Below are 26,562 nucleotides of genomic sequence, written 5' to 3' on the forward strand. Positions count from 1 at the left end.
ATGGATGCATGTGACGAGCCCGACTGCTCGGCGACGCTGAAAGAACTCGACGTGTTCTTGGACGACGAACTGTCGCCCGAAGCCCGCACGACGATCAGTCATCATCTCGATGCGTGTCCCGACTGCTTGAGTGCGTTCGACTTCCACGCCGAACTCAAACAGGTGATCCACCAGAAGTGCCTCAACGACGAGATGCCTGCCGACCTGTTGTCACGCATCGAGAAGTGTTTCAACACCGATTTCGACGGCGACGGCAAGATCGGCTGACCGAAGTTCGGAATGGGAGCCGGGCGTTCGGGCCAGTAACCTCTCGATCATGCTTGCAGCGGAGATCTGGCACTGGTGGATTGGCGTCGCCCTCACAGGCGTGGCCGTGCTCGCTTCGTTGAGCCTGATCGCCGGCTACATGAAGATGGTCACGTCGCAGCGCCACCCGGGTGGCAAGCGTCGTCGCCAGAACGATCTCTGACCCGTCGAGTCGATCGATGAGCAGCGCCCGCGTGCTGCTCGACCGCCTCGTCGAGAGGTGCACCTTTCCCGATCCGGGCACGCCCGTCGTCTGCGCGCTGTCAGGCGGGCCTGACTCCTCCGCCCTCGTCGCGCTCGCCGCTCACGTCGGCCTCGACGTCACCGCGGTCCACGTCCATCACGGGCTCCGCGACTCGGCCGACGCCGACGCCGCCACCGCCCGCCGCATCGCCGGTGCGCTCGACGTCGAGTTCCGCTCCGAACACGTCGACCTCGACGACGGCTCGAACCTCGAGGATCGAGCCCGCCGAGCACGACAGCGGGTGCTCGGCCCCGATGCCCTCACCGGCCACACCGCCGACGACCAAGCCGAGACGCTGTTGCTCGCACTGATCCGTGGGAGCGGGGCACGCGGACTCGCGGCGATGCGACCGGGCCCCACGCATCCGCTGCTCGCCTTGCGTCGCGCCGACACCGTTGCCGTGTGCGACGCGCTCGCACTCGAACCGGCGATCGACCCCACCAACAGCGATCCGCGTTTCCGACGCAACCGCGTGCGTCACGACGTGCTGCCGCTGCTCGACCGACTCGCCGAACGCGACCTGGCCCCGATCCTGAGCCGTACGGCGTCGCTGCTGCGTGACGACGACGATCTGCTCGACGAGCTGGCGGCGGCGCTCGATCCGGCCGACGCCCGGGCGTTGGCGGCGGCGCCGCTGCCCCTCGCCCGCCGCTCGTTGCGTGCCTGGCTGAGCCTCGACGGGTACCCGCCCACCGTCGCCGAGATCGATCGAGTGCTCGACGTCGCCCGCGGTGATGCCGAAGCCTGCGAGATCAGCGGCCGTCGCCGGATCAGCCGTTCCGGACAACGCCTGTCGCTTTTTCAGAATCCCGTTTGAGGCACTACTCTTGCAACCCGTCATGGAATCGCCCTCGATCGCCCTCACATCCAGAATCGGAGCCCGCTGATGGCACCACGTCTTCGCGGCAAGTGGGCGCTCGGCATCACCCCACGCAACTTCACGTGGATTCTCAAAGACAAGCTGGCGATCTGTGAACGGCCTGGCGGTGTCGGCGACAGTCACCGGCGAGTGCGGCGCCAGGAAGAGATCATCTGGCTCCGCGAGAACGGATTCGGCTGCGTCATCTCGATCATCGCGGCACCGCACAACCTGCACAACTACGACGAACTGCAGCTGCCGTACCGCCATCGCCCGTTCAACACCGAGCATCCCGATCCGTATCTCAAGGCGCTGTACACCGAGATTCGCGAACTGCTCAACCACGGCACCAAGCTGCTGGTCCACTCCGAAGAGCTCGGCGATCGCATCATCGGCGTGATGGGCGGTTACATCCGGTGGGCCGGCCTGGTCGACGACCCGACGCAGGCGATCCAGGTGACCGAGCGGATCGCAGGCCGACAGCTCGACCCGTTCGCGCGTGAGATCATCATGCGCGCCAAAGAGATCTGATCCGCGTCACGCCGTTCGACGGCTGAACAGTTCTCGATCGCGTGAGCAGCGCGCCACTAACGTGCGCGCATGGCTCATCCTGCGAACTGGTACCCCGATCCGAACAAGCGCCACGAGTTGCGCTACTGGGACGGCAACGCCTGGACCGACCACGTGTCCGACAACGGTGTGACCGGCACCGACCCGGTGATGGCCGCGCCCGCACCCGCCGACGGTCTCGATCGAGTCGACGGTGCGCTCACCGTCGGCAACGAAGGCAAGACCGAGACCATCCAGCAGCAACTGCACGGCACGGGCCGCAAGGGTGTGGGCATGACCGGTCGCGCCGAAGGTGGCGGGGGCACGATCTTCACCGAGCCGATCCTGGTGGTCAACCAGAAGGCCAAGATCATCGAGCTGAACAACCAGTACAGCGTCTTCGATCAAGACGGTCGCCAGATCGCGCAGGTCAATCAGGTGGGTCAGTCGAAGGTGAAGAAGGTCGCTCGCCTGGTGTCGAGCTTCGACCAGTTCATGACGCATCAACTCCAGGTGACCGACGCGAGCGGACAGGTGCTGCTCAACATCACCCGCCCCCGCAAGGTCATCAAGTCGACCGTGGTGGTGGCCGACGGTGCGGGCAACGAACTCGGACGCATCGTCCAGCAGAACATGATCGGCAAGATCAACTTCAGCCTCGAGGCGAACGGTCAGACGCTGGGAGCCATCAAGGGCGAGAACTGGCGAGCGTGGAACTTCCGCATCGAGGACGCTGCCGGCAACGAGATCGCCCGGATCACCAAGACCTGGGAGGGCCTCGCCAAGACGATGTTCACCACGGCCGACAACTACGTCGTGCAGATCGCTCAGCGCATGCCCGAGCCGCTCAACTCCTTGATCGTCGCGTCGGCCCTCAGCGTCGACACCGCCCTCAAACAAGACAGCCGCGGCCTCGGCTGACCCGCGACCATTTCTGGCCTGGGCAGAAATCACCCCCACGCGACCACATTTGGCCTGGGCAGAAATCACCCTCACGCGACCACATTTGGCCTGGGCAGAAATCACCCTCACGCGACCACATTTGGCCTGGGCAGAAATCACCCTCACGCGACGACAATTTGCCTGGGCAGAAATCACCCTCTGGTGGCCCGGTGATGGGCGTCAGCGGGTGGGGGTCACCAGAACTGGACGTGTTCGGCGCGCTGGAACAGGTCGTACGGATCGGCAGGGATGTTGCCGGGCCGGTACTCGAAGTGCAGGTGGAAGTTGCCGGGTGACGTCCCCGTGTCGCCGACGAAGCCGATGATGTCGCCCTGCTTGACGCGATCGCCGACCACGAAGCCGTTGGCGTCGGGCGTGTTGTGGAAGTACTTGTAGACGATGTCGGTGACCTCGTCGTACAGCGTCCAGCCGTAGAAGCCGCCCTCGTACCGCTTGGTCAACTCGCCATCGACGACCGCCCGGAGCGGGAGCCCCTCGTCGGCCATGATGTCGCACGCCTGGTGGTAGTACGGGTAGGGGCGCCCACGCGTGTCACCGAAGTTGTTCAGCACACCGCACGTGTCGCCTTCACCGACAACGATCGGGAACAGGATCTCGTCGACCGCCGGCGGTTCGAACGGGTACGTGTTCGGGAGCGTGGTGGGCGGCGTGAGTCGCTGGGCTGGAAGCAGCGCTGCGCCGGGCTCGTCGAGTCCAGCCGGCCCGAGCGCCGAGACGGAACCGAGACGAGACAGCGCCAACGCTCCGGCACCGACGGCTGCGGCGGAAAACAGCGACCGGCGCGACAGGCGCCCGGCGGGGCGCGCCGGCTCGTCGTCGGCCGCCATGCAGGCGCAGTTCGGGTCGTGGATCTGGTGACTCATGGTTCGGTTCGCGTCGTCGAGCGAGGCTCTCGAGGGATTCTATGACGCGAACGGCGGAGTTTCGTCACGGAACCGTAACACCACCGTTGTCATTCGCCTTCGAAGGAGACGTTGGGGTCACGCTCCAGGTAATCGAACGAGTCGGTCGCGTCGTTGTCGGGCCGATACTCGAAGTGCAGGTGGTGATTGGTCCCGCTCGACACACCCGACGTGCCGGTGTTGCCGACGTAGCCGATGATCTGCCCGGCCTCGACCTCGTCGTCGACCTCGAGGCCCTCTTCGTGGCGGTCCATGTGGAAGAACTTGTAGGTGATCGACCCGTCGTCGTTCACGAGGGTCCAACCGTTGCCGGCGCCCGACGATGCGCCGTAGTCGACGTAGCGCTTGGTGAGGCGACCCGAGACCGGAGCCCGGATGGGAAGGCCGAGGTCGGCCATGATGTCGACACCCTCGTGCAGTCGACTGCAGGCGACGCCTCGACAGTCACCGAAGCTGTCGGATACCCAACAGAAGTCGTCGGGGCCGACGACGATGGGAAACATGATCTGGCCGCTCGGCGTCGGCGGCAGCGTCGTGGTCGTCGTGGTCGTGGTGGGCGGAGGGATCCGGACGGCTGGTTCGAGCGCCTCGCCGGCGATGTCGAACTCCGCCATGCGGGGCTGAGCGCGAGCCGAATCGAGGAGGAGCGCGAAGGCTCCCACACCGAGCGCTGTGCCGGCGCCGCCGAGGAGTCTGCGGCGCGACATCTGCGTCTCCCGTTGATCCACGGGTGCCGTTCGAGGGGTGAAGTCGGGTGCCGGTTCGTTCATCATGGTGCTCGTGACGCCTCCTCCGACGGAGGCACGAAGTGGTCATCGGCACGATCTGCCGACGACTTGATGAACCCTAGAACGATTGATGACCCGTTTCGTCATCAGTTCGTAACATTTACCGGATCTTGTCGCACCGGCGACGACCGACCATTGCGCTCGTCAGAGCTCGCAGGCGGTCGGTTCCTTCATGACGACGTCGGGTGGGAACTCGATCAGCGGCACCGGATCGAGCGCCGTTCCGTCACGCGGGATCGGGCTCACGGCCCACACTTCGAAGTGCAGGTGCGTCCACTGTGTGTTGCCCGTCTTGCCCATGTAGCCGATGGTCTGGCCGCGCACGACCCGGTCGCCCGGCTCCACACCCTCCTCGTACGACGACAGGTGGTGATAGCGGTACCAGCGCCCGTCGTCGCCGTACAGAATGCGCATGTTGCCGCCCGACGAGACGTACACCTCGTCACGCTCGATCACGCCGTCGGTACAGGCGACGAGTGGACGGTCGACGGTGAACGGCCCGTTCTCGCCGATGTCGACGCCACGGTGATTGCAGGCTCCGTTGGCGGTGCTGCGTCCGTTGAAGTTGTTGAGGCAGATCAGACCGCCGTCGAGGTTCGCGGCCGGCATGGTGAGCTCACCCAACCCGATCGGCACGGTCGACGGCGGGACCAGATCGAGTCGCACCGCCGGCTGGGTCGCACCGGCCGCGTCGCCGACGAACGAGAGCGGATCGGCGGCCACGAGACGGCGATTGCCGAGCAGTGACGCCGCACCGGCGGCACCGACGAGCCCGGTCGCTCCGGCGAGGCCTCTCAGAAATTGACGACGGCTGGGAGTATCGTTGGCGTTCATGGCGGGTCGAAGGGTGTTTGTCAGCGGGGTCGGTGGCGAACTCGGTATCCAGGTCGCCGGCATGCTCGAAGACGAACCGTGGGTGGGTGCGCTCGCCGGTATCGACGCCGACCCGCCGAGGCGACGTCTGAAGCGTACGGCATATCACCGTATTCACCCCGACGAGCACGACCGCATCGTCAGCACGGTCCTCGATTTCGACCCGCACGTGCTCGTCCACGTGGGCGTGTGGGAGCCCGACGCCCGGGCCAACCCGCAGTCGGCGGCCGACCTCACCGACCGGGCGGCCACGTCGATCCTGGGTGCCGCAGCCGAGTGCCCGTCGCTCGAGAGCATCGTCATCCGGAGCGGCATCGAGATCTACGGCCGAGCCCGCAACTCGCTCACCCGGCCCGACGAGTTCACCCCGATCAACCCGACGTCCGAATGGGGACACACGGTGGCCGACATCGAGCGCACGGCGGCGAGCGTCGGCACGCGTGTCGGCGTCTCGGTCGGTGCCGTTCGGCTCGCGTCGGTCATCGGTCCGCACGTTCCGTCGCCACTGGGCCGAGTGCTGCGCCTGCCGACCGTGCCGTTCGCGTTCCCGGCCGACCCCGCGTTCGCCGTGGTCCGCCAGACCGACGCGGCTCGAGCCATCGTCGCCGCTGCTCGCGAGCAACTGAGCGAGCCCGTCAACGTCGTGGCGAACGGAGCGATCACCGCAGTCCAGGCCGCGCGTCGCAGTCGGCGGATCCCGCTGCCGCTCCTCCCCGGCCAGTGGGGCATCGCCCAGCGGGTGAGTCACCTGTCGGGCGCTCCGATTCCCGACCACGTCGCCGAAACACTCACACGCGGTCGCCTGGCCGACAACGGCCGGATGCACGAACTGCTCGGCTTCACGCCGCAGCAGACCACACCCGAGGTCATCGACGATCTCTACCGATGGCCGAGCATCGTCCGCACGCCGGCGAGAAGGCAGATCGCATGATGAACGACAGCCTGGCCAACGTCATCCCGCTCGGTGTGCCCGGCGGGGTCGACCGCTCGTTGCGCAGCGTCAGCGACTCGGTTCGCAACACCGCCGGACGCACACTCGGCCGCACGGTCACCCGTACCGGAGGCCTCCTGACCGAGCAGATCGGGGCGGCCGTCGGGTCGATCACCGATGCTGCGACCGCTGGTGTGCGCGCCGCCACACGCCGACTCACCGAAGAGGGCACCGACCTGACCGACGACTGGGGTCGCGACCCCGCCCTCGTCCGCCGCATCATGCTGCTCGCGCAACTCCGGTGGGACGTCTCGACCGGTGGCGACCAGCGACTCCCCAAACGCAAGGGTGCGCTGATCGTGGTCAACGCTCCGCGCTTCACCCTCACTCCGATCTTCACGGCGTTCGCGATCAGCGAAGCACTCGACCGCCCAGTCCGCTACGTCGGCCGACCCGACGACGACCTCCTCGGAGCGCTCGGCCGTCGACTCGGCGGCCTGCTCGATCATCCCGACGAGGTGGCCGGCGCGCTCCGCGCCGACGAACTCGTCGTGCTCGGCGCCGACCATTCGTCGGGAAGCCGACGCGTCGGGGCCATCGACCACACCATCGTCGGTGCCGCGCTCGCCACCGGCACGCGGGTGTTCCCGACCGCCACGTCCTCCAACCCGTTCGGACGCCACGCACGAGTCGAGATCGGCACGCCGACCCGCTCGCCGAAGGGTCGCCGCGGTCCGCTCGCCGAACTCGAACTCGCCGATCGCCTCCGACACGACATCGCCGGATTGCTCCTCGAGATGGGCGACATCAACACCGGCACTCCCCTCGACTGGCTGCCCGGCAGCGGAATCGGCGCACACTGATGACCTACGTTCGCAGCAGCGACGGCACACGAATCCACTATCAGGTCACGGGCCGACCCGGCGCTCCGCCGGTGCTGTTCATCCAAGGCCTCGGCGCCGGCAAGTCCGGGTGGATCCTGCAACGTCTCGCCACCGCTCCGTGGTACAACGCGATCGCGCTCGACAACCGGGGAGCCGGCCGAAGCGACAAACCGCACGGTGCGTACTCGCTCGAACAGATGGCCGACGACGCGATCGCCGTCCTCGACCATGCCGGCATCGAGTCGGCACACGTGGTGGGCGCGTCGATGGGCGGAGCGATCACGCAGATCATCGGCGTGAAGTACCCCGAGCGGACGCGATCGCTCACGCTCGCCTGCACCGCCGGGGCCAATCATCCGTGGCGCGAAGAGATGCTCACCGAGTGGCGTGACAACGCACTCGCTCATGGCATGGGCACCATGAGCCGCGAGGCCGCACGGTTCGTGATCGGTCCGCGGTCGTTCCGACGGCTGCTTCCGGCGATCGGCTGGCTCGGTCCGCTGTCGCTCGGGCGTCCGGCGCACGCCTTCGCCGGGCAGGTCGACGCGATCCTCAACGTCGACCAGTCGATGGCCGACGAGATCGAGAACATCGACGTGCCCGTGATGGTGCTCGCCGGCAACCAAGACATCTTGACCCCGCGTGGCGACAGCGAGGAGTTGGCCGAACGCATTCCGACCGCCGAGCTCGTCGTCATCAGCGGCGCGGCGCACGGTTTCATGTTCGAGCACGCCACCACGTTCAACCGCGTGTTGCTCGAGTTCCTCGGTCGTGCCGAGCGAGCCTGGACCAAGCGGCAAATCGCCGGCACGTGTTCACTCGCCGACGCAGGCTGAGCGAAACTGCACGCCATGGGCGCGCAACTGAAGGTGGTGGTCGTCGGTGCCGGGCTCTCGGGTCTTGTCGCGGCGACCGAACTTGCCGATGCCGGCGTCGACGTCACCGTCCTCGACAAGGGCCGATCGGTCGGCGGGCGCCTCGCCACACGTCGTCTCGCCGATGCTCGCCTCGACCACGGCGCCCAGTTCTTCACCGTGCGCAGCCCGGCGTTCCGGCGACGCGTCGACGACTGGGTCGACCGTGGGCTCGTCGCCGTCTGGAACCACGGATTCGATGCCGACGACGGGCACCCGCGCTACGTCGGCACCGCCGGCATGAACTCGCTGGCGAAGGATCTGGCCGCTTCGGCCGAACGCGCGGGAGCCACGATCATGACCTCGACACTCGCGTTCGGACTCCGACCGTCGCCGGGCGACTCCCCGCAGCATCGTTGGGAGGTGGTGATCGACGACGGGTCGACCCTGCCCACCGACGCCGTGATCTTCACCTGTCCGCTGGCGCAGACCTTCGCGCTGCTCGCCGACGTCGGGGTGTGGAAGAGCGGCGATGAGGCGACCGACGCCGCGCACGACGCCATCGTCGCCCGGCTCGGCATCGACCTCGACCAGACGCTGTTTCGAACCCAGTACGACCGAACGATCGCGCTGCTGGCAACGGTCGACGGGCCGACCGCGATCCCCGAGCCGGGTGGCGTCCAGGACGGCGACGACGTGTTCAGCTTCATCGGCGACAACCAGGCCAAGGGAATCAGCTCCTCGCCCGCGGTCACGTTCCACGCCAACGCCGAGTGGAGCGAGGCGCACTGGGACGACGACGCCGACACCACACTCGCGGCGCTCGAAGCAGCCGCCCGGCCGTGGCTCGGCGACGCTCAGATCATCGAGCGACAGCTCAAGACCTGGCGCTTCGCGACGCCTCGCACCGTGTGGCCCGACCCGTGTTGGACGACCGCCGACGGCACCGTGGTGGTGGCCGGTGACGCGTTCGCCGGACCGCGGGTCGAAGGCGCGCACAACAGCGGGCTCGCCGCCGCCCACTCCCTCCTCGCCTGACCCGTCGCATCATCCGGTGTCAGACACCGGATGACTCGCGACTCGATGCGTCATTCGGTGTCTGACACCGATTGGCTCGTCGCGTCGTCGGCGGGCGCTGTCGTCGTCGTGGCCACGACTTCTTCGCCACACGTGACCTCGGTGACCTGTCGGGTGTCGAGATCGACCGTCGACGTGCTGTTCGGACCGAACCGCCGCAGGAAGTCACTGAAGTTACGGATGTCGAGCGACTCGTCGCAGTTGCGTTCGATCACCGGTGGGTACGGAATCTCCCAGCCGTTCTCGAACACGGCGTAGCCGTCGTTGAGATCGATGATCGGCGGAAGGATCACGGTGTCACGCGGACCGCGCGGGAGCACGGCGAACCACACGACGGCGTCGCCGAGCATGTCGGCGAGCACGACACACCGACGAGTGTTTCTGAGGTTGGCGCACTCGATGACGCCGGGCGTTCCCGGAACGACTCGCAACGCTCGTTGCTCGTCGATCACCATGTCGAGGAAGCCGATCGTCTGGCCGTTGGCACCGATCTCGAAGTCGGGCGAGCGCTCGAACGACTCGACGAGCTCGATCAGGTCGATGCGACGTTCGGGTGGCGTGGTGACGTCGACGACCGCTTCGATCAGCTCGTCGTCGTCGGAGAACACGGAGTTGACCGCGAGCGCCAACAGAGCCAGCGCTGCCACGGCGGCGACGAAGCGGATGCTCAGCAGTGGTCGCACGTGCCACACGCTAACGAGCCGGGGTGCCGTCGACGCGTCATCGAATGGGGTCGGCCACCCGGGTGAGGGCGCGACCGACCCGCCGATGAGACGGGCAGCAGGTGGCGGCAGATGACGATCAGGCGGCGGCGGTCGTGGCGGCGCGGAAGGTCGCCTCCGCGATGCGATCGATCACCTCGTCGGTGTGGCCGAGGCCGACGAACATCGCCTCGTACGCGCCCGGTGCCAACGCGACGCCTTCGGCCAGCATCGCCTGGAAGAACCGGCTGTACGCCGCCTCGTCGGTGCGTTTGGCCTCGTCGAAGTTCGTGACCGCGTCGGAGGCAGCATCGCCGCAGACGATGCCGAACAGCGTGCCGACGACCGGGAAGCTCGCCTCGAACCCCGCCGAGGCGCAGGCGTCGCGCATCTTCGACGACAGGTGTCGAACACGCGCCAGCAGCTCGATGTAGACGTCGGGGGTGAGCGTGTCGAGCGCGGCCAGGCCGGCTGCGGTGGCCAGCGGGTTGCCCGACAGCGTGCCCGCGTGGAACACCGGGCCGAGGGGCGACAGATGCTCCATGATGTCTCGGCGTCCGCCGACCGCGCCGATGGGGAGACCGCCACCGATCACCTTGCCGAAGCAGGTGATGTCGGCGCGGATGTCGTACTTCGCCTGGGCACCACCCGGAGCGAGCCGGAAACCGGTGATGACCTCGTCGAAGATCAGGAGCGCCCCGACTCGATCGCATTCGGCGCGCAGCCCTTCGAGGAACCCCGCGACGGGAGCGACGACGCCCATGTTCGCGGCGACCGGTTCGACGATCACCGCGGCGACCTTGTCGTCGAGTTGCGGCACGACGTTGTACGGCACGACCATCGTCTCGGCGACCGAGGCGTTGGGGACACCCGCGGTGCCGGGCAGACCGAGCGTGGCCACCCCGCTGCCACCGGCGACGAGCAACGCGTCGGTGGCACCGTGGAAGTTGCCGGCGAACGTGACGATCCGGTCTCGTCCGGTGACGCCTCGCGCCAGACGAATCGCGGTGCTCGTCGCCTCGGTGCCCGAGTTCATCAGTCGGACCCGCTCGCAGCTCGGCATGCGCGACGAGATCTCCTCCGCCAGCTTCATCTCGCGCGGCGTCGGCGCGCCGTACGAGGTGCCGGCGCCTACGGCGTCGGTGATGGCGGCGGTGACGGCCGGATGCGCGTGTCCGAGGATGACGGCGCCGTAGCTCTGCACGAGATCGAGGTAGGTGGTTCCTTCGACATCGGTGATCGTGGCGCCCGACGCCCGAGCGACGACGTACGGCTCACCACCGACGGCCTTGAACGCGCGGATCGAGGAGTTGACGCCACCGGGGATCGCTTCCTTCGACCGGTCGAAGAGCGTCGTGTTCGACGGGACGCCGGCGCCGACGCAGGTGACGGGGTTGCAGCCCGCGTCGGGACAGGTGGTGGGATCGCAGAAGGGGATCATGAGGGCTCCGGTCTAGCGCTGTGCCTGCTCGGCGAACCAGCGGGTGAAGTACGTGAGGATGATGTTGGCACCGGCACGCTTGATCGACGTGAGGTGTTCGAAGGCGACGGCGTCGGCGTCGATCCAGCCACGTTCGCCCGCCGCGTGGATCATGGCGTACTCACCGCTCACGTGGTACGCCGCGACCGGAACATCGACGTGTTGGGCGACGTCACGAATGACGTCGAGGTACGCGAGCGCCGGCTTGACCATCACCATGTCGGCACCTTCGGCGACGTCGAGGTCGATCTCTCGGATCGCTTCGCGCACGTTGCGGTGGTCTTGCTGGTAGCCCTTGCGGTCACCGCCGTCGGCGATCGACACGTCGACAGCGTCGCGGAAGGGTCCGTAGAGGGCGCTCGCGTACTTGGCCGAGTAGGCGAGGATCGCCACATCGGGGAAACCGGCATCGTCGAGGGCCGCCCGGATCACGGCGACCTGCCCGTCCATCATCCCGCTCGGTGCGACGACATGGGCGCCGGCGGTGGCCTGCGCGACCGCCGCCTTCGCGTAGAGCTCGAGCGTCGCGTCGTTGTCGACGTCGCCACGTGCGTCGACGATGCCGCAATGGCCGTGACTCGTGTACTCGTCGACGCACAGGTCGGCCATGAGCACCAACCGGTCGCCGTGGTCGGCGAGCAGCGCCGCGAGCGCCTGCTGGACGATGCCGTCGGGGTGGTACGCCTGGCTGCCGACCTCGTCCTTCTCGGCAGGTATGCCGAAGAGGATGACCGACTTGACGCCGAGGTCGACGAGCTCCGACACCTCGGAGCGCAGCGACTCGAGCGTGTGCTGCACGACGCCGGGCAGCGACTCGATCGGTACGGGTTCGTCGATGCCCTCGCGCACGAAGAGCGGCGCGATGAGGTCGTCGACGCGGACGTGCACCTCCGACACCAGATCACGCATGGCAGCGGAGCGCCGCAGACGGCGGGGCCGAGCCGTTGGAGTGTCGATGCGTCCGATCTCTGGTCCCGTCACTCGATCCAGCCTATTGGGCGGCAGATGGTGTGACCGATTGCCCAGACCATCGGCACTTCCGGGGTTAACGTCGCATCCGTGGCGTTGCAGGCGTGGTTTTCCAATGATGAGGTAGCGATCGAACCCGGTTCGTCGATCGTGCTCAAACTGTCGGTGCACAACCTCGGCGAGTCGACCGAGAGCTACACGATCGTCCCGAGCGGCCTCACCGCCAACTGGGTCACCGTCGAGCGCGGCAACCTCACGCTGTTCGCCGGTTCGCAAGACGTCATCGACATCGAGATCGGCCCGCCGATGCTCCCGTCGACCACGGCGGGGCCCACCGTCGTCGGCGTCCGCGTCATCCCGACCAACGAACCCGACGACACCGTCGTCGCCGAGACCACGCTCGACGTGCAGCCGTTCGACGATCGACGCATCGTCGCGCTCCAACCGGTGCTCCGGGCGCGGCATCGAGCCAACTACGAGTTCATGGTCGAGAACCACGGCAACGGACTGGCGAGCTGCCGTCTGCGACTGATCGACGCGACCGATCGTGTCGACGGCACGTTCGATCCGCCGGCGGTCGGCGTCGCTCCGGGTGGCGCCAGCCTCGTGCGGCTCAAGTCGAAGGCCAAGCGTGGCGTGTTCCGGCGCTCGACGCGCACGCTCGATTTCGAGGTCGAAGCCGAGCAGCCGGGCCACACGCCCGCTTCCACCGCCCTGTCGCTGGTGCAGCCGCCGACGATTCCCGGCGCGTTGCTCGGCCGAGTCGCCGCGGTGGCGCTGCTCGTGGGTGCCGCAGCCCTCGCATGGTTCGGCGTCGTTCGCCCCGAGATCCGCGACGCCGCCGATCAGCGCGTCGACGAACAGCTCGCTCGCTTCGAGGGGCTGGTCGAAGAGGCACAGGATGCGGGCAGCACTGCGGTGGTCGTCCCGTCGACGGTGCCGACCCAGAACCCGTTCGACACCGACGAGGGCGAGCCCGACCTCTTCCGACTCACGGTCGAGCCGGGGCAAGACGTGACGGCCGACGATTCGTTCACCGTGCCCGACGGTCAGCTCTTCGACATCACCGACATTCGCATCGAGAACGCGAACAACGACGGGGGCAGCGCCACGCTGTCGGTCAACGGTGAAGAACTCTTCGTGTGGAACCTCGGCAACATCCGTGGGTCGTTCTTCGAGCCGACGATCACACCGAAGCGTCTCGAGCCGGGTGACAACGTCACGTTCAGCGTGCGCTGCGGAACCATCGGCGATCCGGCCGTCGGCAGCTGTGCCAACGCGGTCAACCTCGGCGGCCGTCTGATCGAGATCGACGAAGTCTGACCCCCTCCGGCTGACGACGCCCGGGCCAGAGTCACCCGCGCACACATCGAGCCTGGGCAAAAAACACCCCCACGCGAACACAACGAGCCTGGGCAAAAATCACCCCCACGCGACCACATCGAGCCTGGGCAAAAATCACCCTCCCGCGAACACAACGAGCCTGGGCAGAAATCACCCCCACGCGAACACATCGAGCCTGGGCAAAAATCACCCCCACGCGAACACATCGAGCCTGGGCAAAAATCACCCCCACGCGACCACATCGAGCCTGGGCAGAAGGAGCCCTGGGCGGGTGGTGCGGGGTCAGCCGAGGCCGAAGCCTGGCATGCCGACCCACTGCTGGTCGGCTTCGATCACTTCGACCGGAGCGCTCGCTGCAGCGCCCGACGTGGTCTGCACCACGATGGTGCGAGAGCCTCCACGCTCGGTCGTGGCGACCGGGACGGGGACCGAGAAGTGACCGGTCTCGTCGGTCACGGTGGTGATCGCGGAACTCGGACCGTCGCCGAACACCACGGTGACTTCGGTGTTGGCCGGGTACTGCGACCCGCTCGCCATGAACTCCCGGCCCGCTTCGATCTCGGTCACGTCGAGTTCGACGACGGGAGCAAACTCACCGTCACCGGCGATGATCGCCGTGGTCACCTGACCGGACGTGGTGGTGAGCTCGAGGAGGGCGGTGCGGCGGCCGGCGTCGGTCGGAATGAAGACCACGCCGACGCTGCAGTAGGCCCGAGGGTTGAGCGGACGATCGATGCAGTTGTTGCTGTAGACGACGAAGTCGCTGGCGTGCTCGCCCGAGATGTCGAACGAGACGACCTCGGTCGGAATGATCGAGATGTTCGACACGTCGACCTGCAGCTCGATACCGGCTTCGCCGACGGTGACCGGCGGGAAGTCGATGCCACCCGGCTCGATGCGCAACGCCGGCTCGCCACCCGATCCGGAGATGACCGCCGAGGTCTCGACGGCGTCGAAGCCGACCTCCGACACGGTGAGCACACCGCTGGTCGAACCGGTTCGCGACGGGGTGTACGCGAGCGCCACAGTGCAGCTTCCCCCGGCCGGAACCGACGCCCCGAGCGTGCACGTGCTCTTGTCGGGAATGAGCTCGAACTGGGCGTTGTCGATCGACACTTCGGCGGGCTGGAAGGTGGCGGGGCCGTCGTTGAGGACCGCCACGTACCACTCGTCGCTCTTCAAGCCGACGATCGTGGTGCCGAGGTTCGCGTCGGCGAGCGAGAGGGAGGGCGGCGACGACTTCGCGATGATCTGTCGACCACCGAGGGCGGCATCGCCGAGCAGATCGGTCGCTGCCGAACTGTCGTAGACCGTGGTGCGTCCGGTGTCGCTGAGGTCGGGGTGAGCGTGGACACCCGGCGTGGGCACGACGCCATCGACGCCGGTCGTGATGCGCGTGAGTGCGCCTCGGTCGAGTTCGGCGACGAGGATCTCACCGTCGTCGCCACCACCGATGCCCGGTGACTGGATGAGTTGCAGGTTCGTCGCCTTCGACACGAAGGCGACGAGCTGACCGTCGGCCGAGATCGACGGCTGCGACGACGGCGCGGTGCCGGCCACGAGCGGGTCACTGCCGGCGATCGAACTGATCAGGCTGAGCTCACCGACGTCGTCGGCATCGACGACGCCGTCGTCGTTGCTGTCGCGGTCGAGGAGGAAGACCTGTGTCGGGCACGCCTCGGTACACGTCGGGTACTGCGCTGGCACGAGGGTGGTGTCGGACGACGTGAAGGTCACCATCGTGCCGTCACGCGAGATGTCGGGGCTTGCGGCTCCGCCCACTGCAGGCGATCCGTCGGGCACGGCCGACACGAGTTGCACCGCCAGGAACGGGTCGGGCTCGAGGAGGTTCCACAGGAAGACCTGCGTGGTGGCCGGCCCGCCGTCGACGAGACCGGTACCCCAGCCCGGCACCGCATCGGATGACGTCGCGTCGGACCGGTAGGCCAGATGCGTACCGTCGTCGGAGATGACCGGCTGGTCGATGCCCTGGTGGGTGAAGACGGTGTTCGGCGTGTCGGCGGGCATGCCGGCCACGACGCGAGAGCGATCGGGGTCGGTGACCGACACCGCGAGATCGACCAGCGACACCGTGTTGACGCCGCCGGCCTCGTAGAGATGGTCGGCTGGGTGCGTGTACGCGATGAGCGTCGCCGAGCGGTTGACCGCTGCCGGCGCCACCACGACGTCGTCGCGAGCCAGGCCACCGCTGTCGTCACGGGTGGAGATGAGTTCCCAGTCGCCGATCGAGCCGCCGCAGTGCGGGAGCGCCGAGCGGTACACGTCCCAGCGTGAGCCGGTGTCGTCGTCGCGGAACACGTCGAGTTGGATCTCGGTCACGATCACCGCGACGCAACCGTCACCGGAGATGACGGGGAAGACCGAGTTGCCGGGGCGCAGGCCCTCGGGAACAGGACTGATCTCGGTGGTCTCGCCCGTCTCGCGATCGGTGAGATACACGGTGGAGAGACGGCCGTCGGCCTCACCGACCACCTCACCCGCCTCGTCGACTTCGGCCCGCGGGGAGCCCTGGAACACGACGTAGCGGCCGTCGCCCGACACGGTCGGATGTGCACCGGCGATGTCGCCGACCCCGAAGGAGTCGGAGGCGATCGTGACACCCGTGGTGTCGACGACGTCGGCCTCGTCGGCCTGCAGCAGTTGGATGGTGGGACGCGCGCCGACACCGCCAGCGCCCGCGCCGAGCAGCATCGCTGCTGCGAGCACGGCAGAGGAAGCGGCGAGCATGTGCTTGCTGCTGCCACGTCTACTCACGTCTCACCCTTTCGTCGTTCGGCGGAAAGTCTGCCAGATATCGGTGCCGTCCATCACGATGACCTGGCCTGACGCCAGCGCACCGCGAGTTCGCGCACCAATCCTTCGAGAGAGTGATCGGCAGCAACAGACGAGATCTTGAGGCCGAACTGACGAGCTGTTGCCGCAGTCGTCGGACCGATCGCCACCACCAGTTCGGGCAGCGCGTCGGCCGACATCGACGTCGCCCAACTCTCGGCGGCCGAACCGCTCGCGAACGCCACCGCGTCGGCGTCGGCGACTCGCTGCAGATCGTCGGCCGACGGCGCTCTGAGCAAGGTCCGGTAGGCGACCACGCTCGTCACGTCGTGCCCGGCATCGCGCAGGGTCCGCGCGAGGTCGGTGCCCGCTCGGTCGGCGAGCGCGAGCAGCACCCGTTGCGACGTGTTGCGCTGCGACTCGACGAACGCGGCGGCGAGCGACTCGGCCAACTGTCGCTTCGGGACGAGTTCGACCGGCCGCCCGGCGAGCTCAGCGAGCCGCGACGCGGTGGCGGTGCCGACCGAGGCCAGACGCAGATGCGGGTGATCGGCCGCGGCCTCGCCGACCCGCAGCGCACCCGCAGGCGACGTGACGATCAGCCAGTCGAAACGCGCGAGGTCGTCGAGCGTGGCACGTAGTTCGGCCCCACCGTCGACGGGTTCGACGATCTCGATGAGCGGAACGTGCACGATCTCGGCGCCGGCCGCGAGCAGGAGGCGACCGAGTTCTCCGGGTTCGTCGCGGGTGACCACGACACGACAACCGAGAAGCGGACGATCAGGCTCCATCGCCCGAAGCAACCTGCCCGGCCAGCGATGCCATCGCATCTCGCGCGCCCTGACGAGCGGCGGCGAGGTCGGCATCGACCGACTCGTGTCCGTCGGGGTGCGAACGCAACTCGACCCGATGACGGACCGACGTCGAACGTTCGGGATCGGCGACGAAGATGTCGAGCCCCGACCCGCGGACGTGACCGGCCACCGGGAGCGAACAGCCCGAACCGAGCTCGGACAGGAACGCGCGCTCGATCTCGACGGCACGCCGCGTCGGCGCGTGATCGATCGTCGCCAGCGCTCGCCGGGTGTCGTCGTCGTCGACGCGACACTCGATCGCCACACAGCCCTGGCCCACGGCCGGGACGAACTCCGACAACGAGAGCTCCTCGGCGATGTGCTCGGTCAGCTCGAGGATGAGCAGCGCCGCCTTGGCCATGACGATCGCACCGCCATCGGGCACCTTCGACAGGCGGGTACCGATGTTGCCGCGCAACTCGGCGAACTCGAGGTCGGGTCGCACCGCCGCCAACTGCGCCCTGCGACGCACCGAACCGGTCGCGACCAAGGCTCCGAGCGGAAGTTCGTCGAGCGTTGCGCCGACCAACACGTCGTGAGCGTCCCGCCGTTCGGTGAACGCCGCCAGACGCAGACCGGGCGTGGTGTCGGACGTGAGGTCCTTCGCGGAGTGCACCGCCAGATCGGCACGCCCGTCGAGCACGGCGTTCTGCACTTCCTTGACGAACACACCCTGCCCACCGATCGAGTGCAGCGGCACGTTGTCGGCCTGCGTCCGATCACCGACCGTGTCGACGAAGACGAGCTCGACCGGGCGACCGGTCGCTGCCGTCAGCGCCGAGGCGACCGCACCCGCCTGCGTCGAGGCCTGCTGCGAGCTTCGGGTGGCGATGCGAAGAGGAGCCGTGTCGGGCACGTTGCCGTCCGTCTCGCTCAACCGAGGTCGAAGAGATCGCGGATCGCGGCCGCGTTGCGGTCGCCCTGGGGCGTACCCGCCTGCGACTTGAGCCTGACCGACGGCTCGTGGAGCATCTTGTTGATGATGGCCTTGGTCAACGCCTCGACCGCCTTGCGTTCGCTGTCGTCGAGACCGGCGAGACGCAACGCATACCGTTCGAGCTCGCTCACACGAACCGCTTCGGCAGCGACGTGCATCGACGCGACCAGCGGTGCGGCCTGGCGAGCGGTCGACTCCACACCGAAGTTCTCGACCTCCTCGCGCACGATCGCCCGAACGTTCTCGGCTTCGAGCTCACGATTCGAACGGCCACGATCGGCCCAGTCACGCAGGTCGTCGAGATCGAACGCAGTGACGCCACCGAGATCGGCAACCGACGCTTCGACGTCACGCGGCAGACCGATGTCGAACACGTGCAACTCCGACGTCGACCCCGCCCGAGCAGCGGTGACGAGCGGCTCGGTGATGAGCGGCTCACCAGAACCCGTACCGGCGATGACGACATCGGCTTCGGCGAGCGACGACGGCAACGCGTCGAACCCGACGGCGGTGCCCTCGACCCGCTCGGCCAGTGCGGCACCGCGTTCGGGCGAACGGTTGACCACCGTGATCTGAGCGCCACCGGCCTTGCGCAGCGCGATGGCCACGCCTTCGCCCATCGAACCGGCACCGACCACGACGACACGCTTGTCGGCGATGTCGCCCACGACGTCGTGCAACATCTCGACAGCCGCATGGCTGACCGATGCCGTGCCCCGACCGATCGCCGTTTCGTTGCGGGCACGCTTGCCCGTCTCGATCGCCGAACGGAACAGAAGGTTGAGCGTGGTGCGGGCAGCCGACTCGGCCTGCGCGACCTCCCAAGCCGTGCGCACCTGACCGAGGATCTCCGACTCGCCGAGCACCGCCGAATCGAGACCCGCAGCAACTTCGAACAAGTGCGTGACCGCCGCAGCATCGTGCTCGCTGAACAGATGCTTCGTCAGCTCGTCACGATCGATGTCACCCAACTCGCACAGGAAGTCACGCACATCGGCGTACGCACCGTGGAAGAGTTCGGCGACGACATAGATCTCGGTGCGATTGCACGTCGACAACACCACCGCTTCACGGATGCTGTCGCGCATCGCGAGCCCGGCGACGGCTTTGCCCAGATCGTCGGGCGCGATCGTCAGTCGTTCGAGCAACGGCAGCGGACCGCTGCGATGGTTGACACCGACGACGAGAATGGACATTGCCCGACCAGCCTACGCCGACGCTCCCCGGCGACCATTGCCGGGCACCGACTGCAGGGTCGTGGCAGCACGAGCGTTGGCCCGGCGCTGCTCGTGGTAGCTCAAGATCTGCAACTCGACGGCGAGATCGACCTTGCGAACACTCACCCCGTGCGGCGCCGTGATCAGGTTCGGAGCGAAGTTCAAGATGCTGGTCACACCAGCAGCGACGAGCGCATCAGCAGCATCCTGCGCAGCCGGACCAGGAGTGGCGATCACACCGATCGAGATGTTGCGCGCCTGCACCACCTGGTTGAGATCCTTCACATGGCGCACACGCACACCGCCGATCAACGAACCGACCTTCGCGTCGTCGATGTCGACGATGCCGCCCACCGGGAATCCACGCTCGGTGAACCCGCCGTGACCGGCAAGCGCCTGACCCAGGTTGCCGGCACCGACGATGACGACCAGCCAGTCGTGCGTCAAACCCAGTTCACGCTTGATCTGGTAGATCAAGAACTCCACCTCGTACCCGACACCACGCGTGCCGTACGAGCCCAGATACGACAGATCCTTGCGAACCTTGGCCGCATTGACCCCCGCCAGTTCCGCCAACTCCTCGGACGAGATGTTCGACACCTCGAGCTCGAACTGATCGGTCAGGAGCTGGAGATACACGGGCAGACGCGCCACGGTCGCTTCGGGAATCCGACGACGTGAACGCTGACCAGCCATGAGATGGCCACGCTACGACGCATGTGCACGCTTTCACAAGCTGAGCGGTGTGCTTTTCGGCACCGTAATGCCTTGTCGGTGGCTCACCGCACACTCACTGCCCGCCCACCCTCATCGCCACCGACGCCAAGGCTTGCTCGCTGGCGCTCACGGCGCCGGCCGCGACTCCTTGTCGATGGCTCACCGTTACGTCTTGTCGGTGGCTCACCGCACACTCACTGCCCGCCCACTCTCATCGCCACCGACACCAGGCTTGCTCGCTGGCGCTCACGGCGCCGGCCGCGACTCCTTGTCGGTGGCTCACCGCACACTCACTGCCCGCAAACTCTCATCGCCACCGACACCAGGCTTGCTCGCTGGCGCTCACGGCGCCGGCCGCGACTCCTTGTCGGTGGCTCACCGCACACTCACTGCCCGCAAACTCTCATCGCCACCGACGCCAGGCTTGCTCGCTGGCGCTCACGGCGCCGGCCACAACCACAACTAGTTGGTCGATCACCCTTCGCCCTGTCGGTGGCTCACCGATACGCCTTGTCGATGGCTCACCGCACACTCACTGCCCGCAAACCCTCATCGTCACCGACGCCGAGTTACTTGTCGGGGCTGGGCGTTCTAGAGGCGGAGGAGGGAGAGGATGCCGGCGATCAGGATCGCTGCGAGCAGCAGGCCGAGCGTGAGGGTGGTTGCGGGGCGCATCGGACGCGACGCTATCGGCTCGGTGTCGGCCCGATCGTCACGGCTTGCGCCGCCGGAGCCTCGTCCTCGTCGGACGCCGGCGTGAGCGTCACCTGATCCCCCACATCGACGCCGAGATCCGCAGCCGCCGAGCGCTGATTCATCACCACCGACAACATCCCGTTCGCATCGACCACGAGACCGACCGCACCCGTCGACACCGCCGCGAACGACGACACCCGCTGCGCGCTGCGCGTCGTGCCACCAGACGGATCGGTCGGAGCACTGAACCGCACCGAGACCCGATCACCGAACGTCGCCGCCAGATCGTCGACCCCGACATTGAGTTGAGCGTTGCCGAAACGATCGACCCACAACACCTGCGCGATCACCTTCTCGTCGTCGGCCTGCGGCAGCGGCACCACGCCCGGCATCAGCAGATCGGCGTCGACCGGATCACCGAGTTCGGCGAGATCGACACCGTTGCAGAGATGAGCAGCAGCCGGAGCAAAGACGTCACGGCCGTCGAACGTCGCACCCGGAGCGACGAGTTGATACTCCTCGTTCGTCAACGAGATCGCCCGCCCCGCGCCGCCGGCCATCGCGACCGCCGGCGCCAGCACGCCGTTGTCAGGCCCCACCAGCACCCCTTCGCCACCGGCCACCTCGATCGCCACACCGCGACGCTCCGTGCCGACACCCGGATCGACCGCCGCCACCACCACACCCGACGCGACGTAACTGATGCAACGCGCGAGCGCGAGCGACCCGGCGCGCACATCGAACGGCGCAACGCCGTGCGTGAGATCGATCACGGTCGCGTGCGGAGCGAGATCGCGGATCACCGACTTGACCACCCCGACGAACTCGTCGTCGGTTCCGTAGTCGGACAGGAACGAGATGGTGTCGTAACGGCGCGCCATGCGTCCCCGACGCTACTCGGATCAGATCACTCGACCCCCGGACGCGACAAGGGCCGGTGCCAACCCCCCGATGGCACCAGCCCTTGGTCGGCGCTGATCACCGTCTCCGGCGAACGCGTCTCCACGCACAGCAATCTACGGGCAAAACCGACATGTGAAAAGGGGCACGTGCAAAATTTGCGGCGCTGACCGTCCGATCGACGCTGTCACCTGGGACATCGCGCGGTGAGTGGTCGGAAAATTCAGCCGAGTTCGCGGCTGCGTTCGGTCGCCGCGCGCACCGCATCGGCGAACGCGCCGCGCACGTCACGAGCATCGAGGCGGGCCAACCCGGCCGCCGTCGTCCCGTTCGGTGACGTCACGTTGATCCGCAGTTGCTCGGCGTCGCCGTCACGAGCCAGCAGCGTCGACGAACCGAGGAGCAACTGGTTGACGACGCGCACCGCCATCTCGTGCGGGATGCCCTCCGCCTCGGCGGCGGCGGTCAGCGCTTCGGCCACCAAGAAGACGTACGCCGGGCCCGAACCGGCGACGCCCGTGAACGCGTCGAGGAGCGGCTCGTCGAGTCGCTCGACGATGCCGACCGATCCCAGGATCTGTTCGGCCCACTCCAGGTCGGCGTCACCGGCCGTGGCACCACCAGCGATCGCCGCGGCGCCTCGTCCGACCAGTGCCGGCGTGTTCGGCATCGCTCGGATGACTGCGACGCCGGAGCCGGCAGCCGCTTCGAGCGTGGCGAGCGTGACCCCGGCCGCGATCGACAGGATCCGCGCCGCTCCCTGCGCGACCGCGGCGGCAACGGCGGCCGGGACGTCGGCCGGCTTCACGGCGATCACCGCGGCGGAGCACGAGGGCATCGTGTCGACGACCGCCACGCCGGGAACGATGCCGGGCAGCTGGGCGCGTCTCGCCTCGAGGAGCTCGACCACCGCGAGCCGCTCCGGATCGAAGCGACCCGACTCGATCATCCCCCCGAGCAACGCGGCTCCCATGTTGCCGCCGCCGACCATCACCACGTCATGTTCCACGAGTCGAAACTACTCCCCGTCCTCGCCGACCGCGATGAGCAGACCGAGCCGGCGTGGGTGACCGGGTGGGCGCTGAGGAACCGACTCCCCCGAACGCGCCCACCCGGGCAGTCGTCCAGTGGGTGACCAAGAACGCGAAAGGGAAATCAGTTGCCGGAGAACTTCGACGCGAACCCGATCGCCAACAGCGACCGGAAACACTGCTCGACGGTCGCGTAGACCGTTCCGAGGATGCGGTCGATGTCGTCTTTGTCGACCAGGTGGGTCGCCATCTCGCCGCGCAGGAACACGGCGTCCTCACCACCGATCGAGAAGTGCACGCCGGTGAGCTTCTCGTTGCGACGCAGCAGGTTCTCGTACAACGCCCGCTCGTTCTCTTCCGGCGCAGGCATGACGTAGGTCTCGTAGCGGAGCGTTCGCTGCCCCAACGTCATCCACACCGTGGTGAAGTCCTTCTCCTCGCCGATCATGCGCACGTACCAGCGGATCACATCGCCCTCGTCGCGGTCGACCGCCGCGATGTGGTCGTACTCGTTCAGCAACTCGGCGAGCCACCCGTCGATCGATCGTTCGAGCTCGGCGAGCTGCGCGGGGTCGAGGGCGTCGCTCATCGGCACTGCACCATCGGCCGCGACGCGATGTCGTCGTAGAGCGCCGCCAGTCGGGCCGCCGCTGCCGCCCACGTGTAGGTGCTGGCCTTCTCGACGGCGGCCTTGCCCATCGAGATGCGGACTTCGTCGTCGTTGAGGATCTCGCCGATCGCCGCCGCGAAGTCGAGCGGGTTGCGGCCGTCGATGAGACGACCGGTGACACCGTCGTCGACCAGGCTCTGCAGTCCGCCGACCGCGCTCGCGACGACCGGAATGCCACACGCCATCGCTTCGAGCGCGACGAGCCCGAAGCTCTCGCTACGGCTGGGGACGATGACCACATCAGCGGCCCGGTAGTAGGTCGACAGGATGTGATGCGGTTGCGGCGAGATGAACTCGACGTGCTCGTGCAAGCCGAGTTCGTCGACGAGCGAGTGCGCGCGTTCGGTCTCGAGATCGCCTTCGTGGCCGCTCGCGCCACCGACGATCAACAGACGGGCGGTGCTGCGACCGGCCTGGTGCAGTCGCCACAGCGCTCGGATCGCGACATCGGGCCCCTTGAGCGGCTGGATGCGACCGACGAACAGCAGCACCGGCACGTCCGGGTCCTCGCCGAGCGCGTGGCGAGCCCCGGCCTGAGCACCGGGAGCGAACAGCGCCTGTTCGACGCCTGGCGCGATGATCTCGATGTGCCCGTTCGGGTCGCCGTACAGACGGCGGAACTGCTCTTCCTCTTCGACGCAACTGACGCAGATGGCGTCGGAGCACTTGATGATCTCCGCCTCGGCTCGATCCCTCCACACCGGTTCGGGGTCACCGCCTTCGGCCTTGACACGAGCGAGCGTGTGGAAAGTCGACACGAACGGCACCCCGAGCTCGTGCTTGAGGTGGTGGCCGACGACGCCGCTCAGCCAGTAGTTGCCGTGGATCACGTCGGGTGCCCCGTTGGCGCGGAACCACTCCATCACGCCGTGACAGAACTGGTCGGAGATCTCGGGCAGCGCTTCCTTCGGCAGGTGGTGCGGGCCGGCTTCGATGTGGACGACCCGATGGTTGGGCTCGACGAACACCTCGGCGGGCAGGTCTTCACGATCGGCGCGCGTGAACGTGACGCACTCGACACCGGTCTGCGACAGCGACGACATCAGTTCGCGCACGTAGACGTTCATCCCGCCGCTGTCGCCCGAGCCGGGTTGCAGCAGTGGCGACGTGTGCAGCGAGATGACCGCGACGCGACGAATCGGTTCAGCCGTCATGCTTCGATGCTCTCATCATCTCGGTGCTCACGTCTCGTCGGGAACCATCGCTTGCCGACGTCTCGAACGACACGGGGGTCACGAACGGTGCGTTGTGGCGACCCGTCGGCTCGGTCTGCTCAGTTGTTGAGCAGCGAGTCGACGTCGGCCTCGCCGTCGCGGTAGCGGCGAACGAGTTCGGCCGACAGTGCATCGAGCAGGTCGAAACGCTGACGACGGTCCTGCGACACCCGGCGTTCGAATTCCTCGATGCCCTCGGCCAGTGTGGCGAGTTCGTCTTCGGTGAGGTCTTCGATCCGGCCGAAACCGAGCTTCGAACAGATCGAGTCGAGCTCGGCCGAGAGCGTGTTGTCGCTGAGGTCTTCGGCGGGGCGCGGCGGGCGGCCCGGGCCGCCGGTGAGATGCTGCGACAGGACTTCGGTGACCTCGTCGCTCACGGTGCCGGTGTCGTCTCGGCGAGCCATCTCTGACTTGACCAGGTCGACGCGCGCCTGCGCGACACGGCGAGCGTACGACACGACGTCGTCCTGCTGCTGGAGTTCGGTCCGCAGCGCGCGCAGCTCGTCGAGCGACAGCGCCTTGGGATCGGGAGCACCTGATTCGGTGGTGTTGGTGTTGTCGTCGCTCATGTTGCTCCTCCGGAAACGGGCGGGAGCACCGCCAGTTCGTCGTTCGGTCCGATCTCGGTCTCAGGTGTTACATCGTCGCCGTTCACCCAGATACGACAGGTAGAAAGCACCGCTGTGAAGTGCTCACCGTAGCGTTCCTCCGCCGAACGCAGGACGTCATGCACCGTGGCACCGTCGATGACGTCGGTTCCGGTTCCGGCCGCTTCGCGGGCCGACGCAAACAGACGAACTCTGGCCACACGCTCAATCTACAAGCACGAGGTCTCCGGCTGGGCAACGAGTCGGGTTGGCGAGGTGCCCCGTCGCAGCCCTCGCGCACCGATATCCTCAGCGCACTGTGGGAACCGCTAAACGAGAACGTCAGAAGGCAAACAAGGCTCAGCGCGAGCAAGAGCTGTTGCAGCAGGCCAAGCGCGCCCGCACGACCCGCATCGCGGTGATCGTCGGCGGCGCCATCATCGCCGTGTTCGGCCTCGTGTTCCTGGCCGGGCAGTTCCTCGGCGACGACGACGACAACGGCAACGACGACACCACCGAGGTGCTCGACGACGCCGCAGCGACCGACGACAGCGTCGCACCCGAGCCGACCACTCCGCCCGAGACCGCCGCACCGGTCACCGAGCCGGCCCAGCCGGTCGAGGTCCCCGCGCAGTCGATCGTCGACACCGAGGTCATCCCCGAAGGCTGCCCCGCCGCCGAAGGCACCGACGAGCAGACCCAGACGTTCGACGAGGCGCCGCCGATGTGCCTCGACCCCGACATCGCCTACACGGCCGTCGTCACGACGAACGTCGGCGTCGTCGAGATCGCCCTCGACCAGGTGAAGGCCCCCAACACGGTCAACAGCTTCGTGTTCCTGGCTCGCAACAACTACTTCAACGACACCACGTGTCACCGCATCATCCAGGAGTTCGTCGTGCAGTGCGGCGACCCGACGGCGACCGGTACGGGCGGCCCCGGCTACACGACCAACGACGAACTGCCCGAAGCCGGCGAGTACCAGATCGGATCGCTCGCCATGGCGAACAGCGGCCCCGACACCCAGGGCAGCCAGTTCTTCATCATCACCGGCGACAACGGCGTGGCACTGCCCCCGGCGTACAGCCTCTTCGGGCAGATCTCCGACGAAGGTCTCGACATCGTTGCGCAGATGAACGCTCGCGGTTCGGCCGACGGAAGCGGTACACCGACCGCGCCGGTCGATCTGATCGACGTCCACATCGACACCGCCGCCGCCTGA

At 67.4% G+C, this 26,562-nt stretch carries 28 protein-coding genes; 11 read left to right on the forward strand and 17 right to left on the reverse strand.

The window, feature by feature from the left end:
• The 5 genes from rsrA (at position 1) to YM304_RS18895 (ending at position 2,879) form a co-directional block, all read left to right on the forward strand.
• Positions 1-267: a mycothiol system anti-sigma-R factor gene (gene rsrA, locus YM304_RS18880; RefSeq protein WP_015443327.1), complete on the forward strand. Its 267-nt coding sequence runs from the start codon at positions 1-3 to the stop codon at positions 265-267.
• A 49-nt stretch (positions 268-316) separates the two neighbouring features.
• On the forward strand, positions 317-469 hold the full coding sequence (locus YM304_RS24910; RefSeq protein ID WP_015443328.1) for a hypothetical protein: 153 nt from the start codon (positions 317-319) through the stop codon (positions 467-469).
• 16 nt (positions 470-485) lie between these two features.
• Positions 486-1,367, forward strand: coding sequence for a tRNA lysidine(34) synthetase TilS (tilS, locus tag YM304_RS18885; RefSeq protein ID WP_015443329.1), 882 nt, complete (start codon positions 486-488; stop codon positions 1,365-1,367).
• Between the two features lie 69 nt (positions 1,368-1,436).
• The gene (locus YM304_RS18890; RefSeq protein WP_015443330.1) at positions 1,437-1,940 is read left to right on the forward strand and encodes a protein-tyrosine phosphatase family protein; all 504 of its coding nucleotides are present in this window, start codon (positions 1,437-1,439) and stop codon (positions 1,938-1,940) included.
• Positions 1,941-2,009: 69 nt separating this feature from the next.
• Positions 2,010-2,879 (forward strand): phospholipid scramblase-related protein, encoded by an 870-nt coding sequence (locus YM304_RS18895; RefSeq protein ID WP_015443331.1) that lies wholly within the window; start codon positions 2,010-2,012, stop codon positions 2,877-2,879.
• 215 nt (positions 2,880-3,094) lie between these two features.
• Here the strand turns inward: YM304_RS18895 and YM304_RS23145 are convergent, their stop codons facing one another.
• The 3 genes from YM304_RS23145 to YM304_RS18910 form a co-directional block, all read right to left on the reverse strand.
• On the reverse strand, positions 3,095-3,784 hold the full coding sequence (locus YM304_RS23145) for a M23 family metallopeptidase (protein WP_015443332.1): 690 nt from the start codon (positions 3,782-3,784) through the stop codon (positions 3,095-3,097).
• 89 nt (positions 3,785-3,873) lie between these two features.
• On the reverse strand, positions 3,874-4,530 hold the full coding sequence (locus tag YM304_RS18905; protein ID WP_162142116.1) for a M23 family metallopeptidase: 657 nt from the start codon (positions 4,528-4,530) through the stop codon (positions 3,874-3,876).
• 225 nt (positions 4,531-4,755) lie between these two features.
• Positions 4,756-5,445 (reverse strand): M23 family metallopeptidase, encoded by a 690-nt coding sequence (locus YM304_RS18910; protein WP_015443334.1) that lies wholly within the window; start codon positions 5,443-5,445, stop codon positions 4,756-4,758.
• A gap of 13 nt (positions 5,446-5,458) precedes the next feature.
• Here YM304_RS18910 and YM304_RS18915 point away from each other — a divergent pair, with 13 nt between their 5' ends.
• The 4 genes from YM304_RS18915 to YM304_RS18930 are packed head-to-tail and all read left to right on the forward strand — an operon-like array spanning position 5,459 to position 9,191.
• Entirely contained in the window at positions 5,459-6,415 is a 957-nt protein-coding gene (locus YM304_RS18915) for an NAD-dependent epimerase/dehydratase family protein (RefSeq protein WP_015443335.1), read from the forward strand.
• Entirely contained in the window at positions 6,412-7,278 is an 867-nt protein-coding gene (locus tag YM304_RS18920; RefSeq protein WP_162142117.1) for a hypothetical protein, read from the forward strand. Before YM304_RS18915 ends, YM304_RS18920 begins: the two co-directional genes overlap by 4 nt.
• A complete protein-coding gene (locus YM304_RS18925) occupies positions 7,278-8,135 on the forward strand; it encodes an alpha/beta fold hydrolase (RefSeq protein ID WP_015443337.1) in 858 nt (285 codons plus the stop codon). The genes YM304_RS18920 and YM304_RS18925 overlap by 1 nt, the downstream gene beginning before the upstream one ends.
• Before the next feature lie 15 nt (positions 8,136-8,150).
• Positions 8,151-9,191, forward strand: a complete 1,041-nt coding sequence (locus YM304_RS18930) for an NAD(P)/FAD-dependent oxidoreductase (protein WP_015443338.1) — start codon at positions 8,151-8,153, stop codon at positions 9,189-9,191.
• 50 nt (positions 9,192-9,241) lie between these two features.
• Here the strand turns inward: YM304_RS18930 and YM304_RS18935 are convergent, their stop codons facing one another.
• The 3 genes from YM304_RS18935 to hemB form a co-directional block, all read right to left on the reverse strand.
• On the reverse strand, positions 9,242-9,913 hold the full coding sequence (locus YM304_RS18935; RefSeq protein WP_015443339.1) for a hypothetical protein: 672 nt from the start codon (positions 9,911-9,913) through the stop codon (positions 9,242-9,244).
• Positions 9,914-10,031: 118 nt separating this feature from the next.
• Complete coding sequence (locus YM304_RS18940; protein ID WP_015443340.1) at positions 10,032-11,372, reverse strand: glutamate-1-semialdehyde 2,1-aminomutase; 1,341 nt, start codon at positions 11,370-11,372, stop codon at positions 10,032-10,034.
• Between the two features lie 12 nt (positions 11,373-11,384).
• On the reverse strand, positions 11,385-12,392 hold the full coding sequence (hemB, locus tag YM304_RS18945; protein WP_015443341.1) for a porphobilinogen synthase: 1,008 nt from the start codon (positions 12,390-12,392) through the stop codon (positions 11,385-11,387).
• Positions 12,393-12,470: 78 nt separating this feature from the next.
• Between hemB and YM304_RS18950 the strand changes: the two genes are divergently transcribed.
• Positions 12,471-13,703: a COG1470 family protein gene (locus tag YM304_RS18950; protein ID WP_015443342.1), complete on the forward strand. Its 1,233-nt coding sequence runs from the start codon at positions 12,471-12,473 to the stop codon at positions 13,701-13,703.
• A 303-nt stretch (positions 13,704-14,006) separates the two neighbouring features.
• Here the strand turns inward: YM304_RS18950 and YM304_RS18955 are convergent, their stop codons facing one another.
• The 11 genes from YM304_RS18955 to YM304_RS24360 all read right to left on the reverse strand — a co-directional run bounded on the left by YM304_RS18955 (position 14,007) and on the right by YM304_RS24360 (position 25,561).
• Positions 14,007-16,499 (reverse strand): choice-of-anchor D domain-containing protein, encoded by a 2,493-nt coding sequence (locus tag YM304_RS18955; RefSeq protein ID WP_015443343.1) that lies wholly within the window; start codon positions 16,497-16,499, stop codon positions 14,007-14,009.
• Between the two features lie 53 nt (positions 16,500-16,552).
• Positions 16,553-17,308, reverse strand: coding sequence for a uroporphyrinogen-III synthase (locus YM304_RS18960; protein WP_015443344.1), 756 nt, complete (start codon positions 17,306-17,308; stop codon positions 16,553-16,555).
• Entirely contained in the window at positions 17,298-18,248 is a 951-nt protein-coding gene (gene hemC, locus YM304_RS18965) for a hydroxymethylbilane synthase (RefSeq protein ID WP_083908477.1), read from the reverse strand. Before hemC ends, YM304_RS18960 begins: the two co-directional genes overlap by 11 nt.
• On the reverse strand, positions 18,245-19,504 hold the full coding sequence (locus YM304_RS18970) for a glutamyl-tRNA reductase (RefSeq protein ID WP_015443346.1): 1,260 nt from the start codon (positions 19,502-19,504) through the stop codon (positions 18,245-18,247). The genes hemC and YM304_RS18970 overlap by 4 nt, the downstream gene beginning before the upstream one ends.
• A gap of 12 nt (positions 19,505-19,516) precedes the next feature.
• Positions 19,517-20,221: a redox-sensing transcriptional repressor Rex gene (locus tag YM304_RS18975; RefSeq protein WP_015443347.1), complete on the reverse strand. Its 705-nt coding sequence runs from the start codon at positions 20,219-20,221 to the stop codon at positions 19,517-19,519.
• A gap of 707 nt (positions 20,222-20,928) precedes the next feature.
• The gene (locus tag YM304_RS18980) at positions 20,929-21,819 is read right to left on the reverse strand and encodes an SAM hydrolase/SAM-dependent halogenase family protein (RefSeq protein ID WP_015443348.1); all 891 of its coding nucleotides are present in this window, start codon (positions 21,817-21,819) and stop codon (positions 20,929-20,931) included.
• Positions 21,820-22,061: 242 nt separating this feature from the next.
• The gene (gene proC / locus YM304_RS18985; RefSeq protein ID WP_015443349.1) at positions 22,062-22,847 is read right to left on the reverse strand and encodes a pyrroline-5-carboxylate reductase; all 786 of its coding nucleotides are present in this window, start codon (positions 22,845-22,847) and stop codon (positions 22,062-22,064) included.
• Between the two features lie 146 nt (positions 22,848-22,993).
• Entirely contained in the window at positions 22,994-23,458 is a 465-nt protein-coding gene (locus YM304_RS18990; RefSeq protein ID WP_015443350.1) for a YbjN domain-containing protein, read from the reverse strand.
• A complete protein-coding gene (locus YM304_RS18995; RefSeq protein WP_015443351.1) occupies positions 23,455-24,693 on the reverse strand; it encodes a glycosyltransferase in 1,239 nt (412 codons plus the stop codon). The genes YM304_RS18990 and YM304_RS18995 overlap by 4 nt, the downstream gene beginning before the upstream one ends.
• A gap of 119 nt (positions 24,694-24,812) precedes the next feature.
• Positions 24,813-25,322 (reverse strand): RsiG family protein, encoded by a 510-nt coding sequence (locus YM304_RS19000; RefSeq protein WP_015443352.1) that lies wholly within the window; start codon positions 25,320-25,322, stop codon positions 24,813-24,815.
• Positions 25,319-25,561, reverse strand: a complete 243-nt coding sequence (locus YM304_RS24360; protein WP_015443353.1) for a MoaD/ThiS family protein — start codon at positions 25,559-25,561, stop codon at positions 25,319-25,321. The genes YM304_RS19000 and YM304_RS24360 overlap by 4 nt, the downstream gene beginning before the upstream one ends.
• Before the next feature lie 98 nt (positions 25,562-25,659).
• Here YM304_RS24360 and YM304_RS25595 point away from each other — a divergent pair, with 98 nt between their 5' ends.
• A complete protein-coding gene (locus tag YM304_RS25595; RefSeq protein WP_015443354.1) occupies positions 25,660-26,562 on the forward strand; it encodes a peptidylprolyl isomerase in 903 nt (300 codons plus the stop codon).

Origin of the sequence: Ilumatobacter coccineus YM16-304 (assembly GCF_000348785.1) — a bacterium.
In the GTDB taxonomy this organism is placed as follows: domain Bacteria; phylum Actinomycetota; class Acidimicrobiia; order Acidimicrobiales; family Ilumatobacteraceae; genus Ilumatobacter_A; species Ilumatobacter_A coccineus.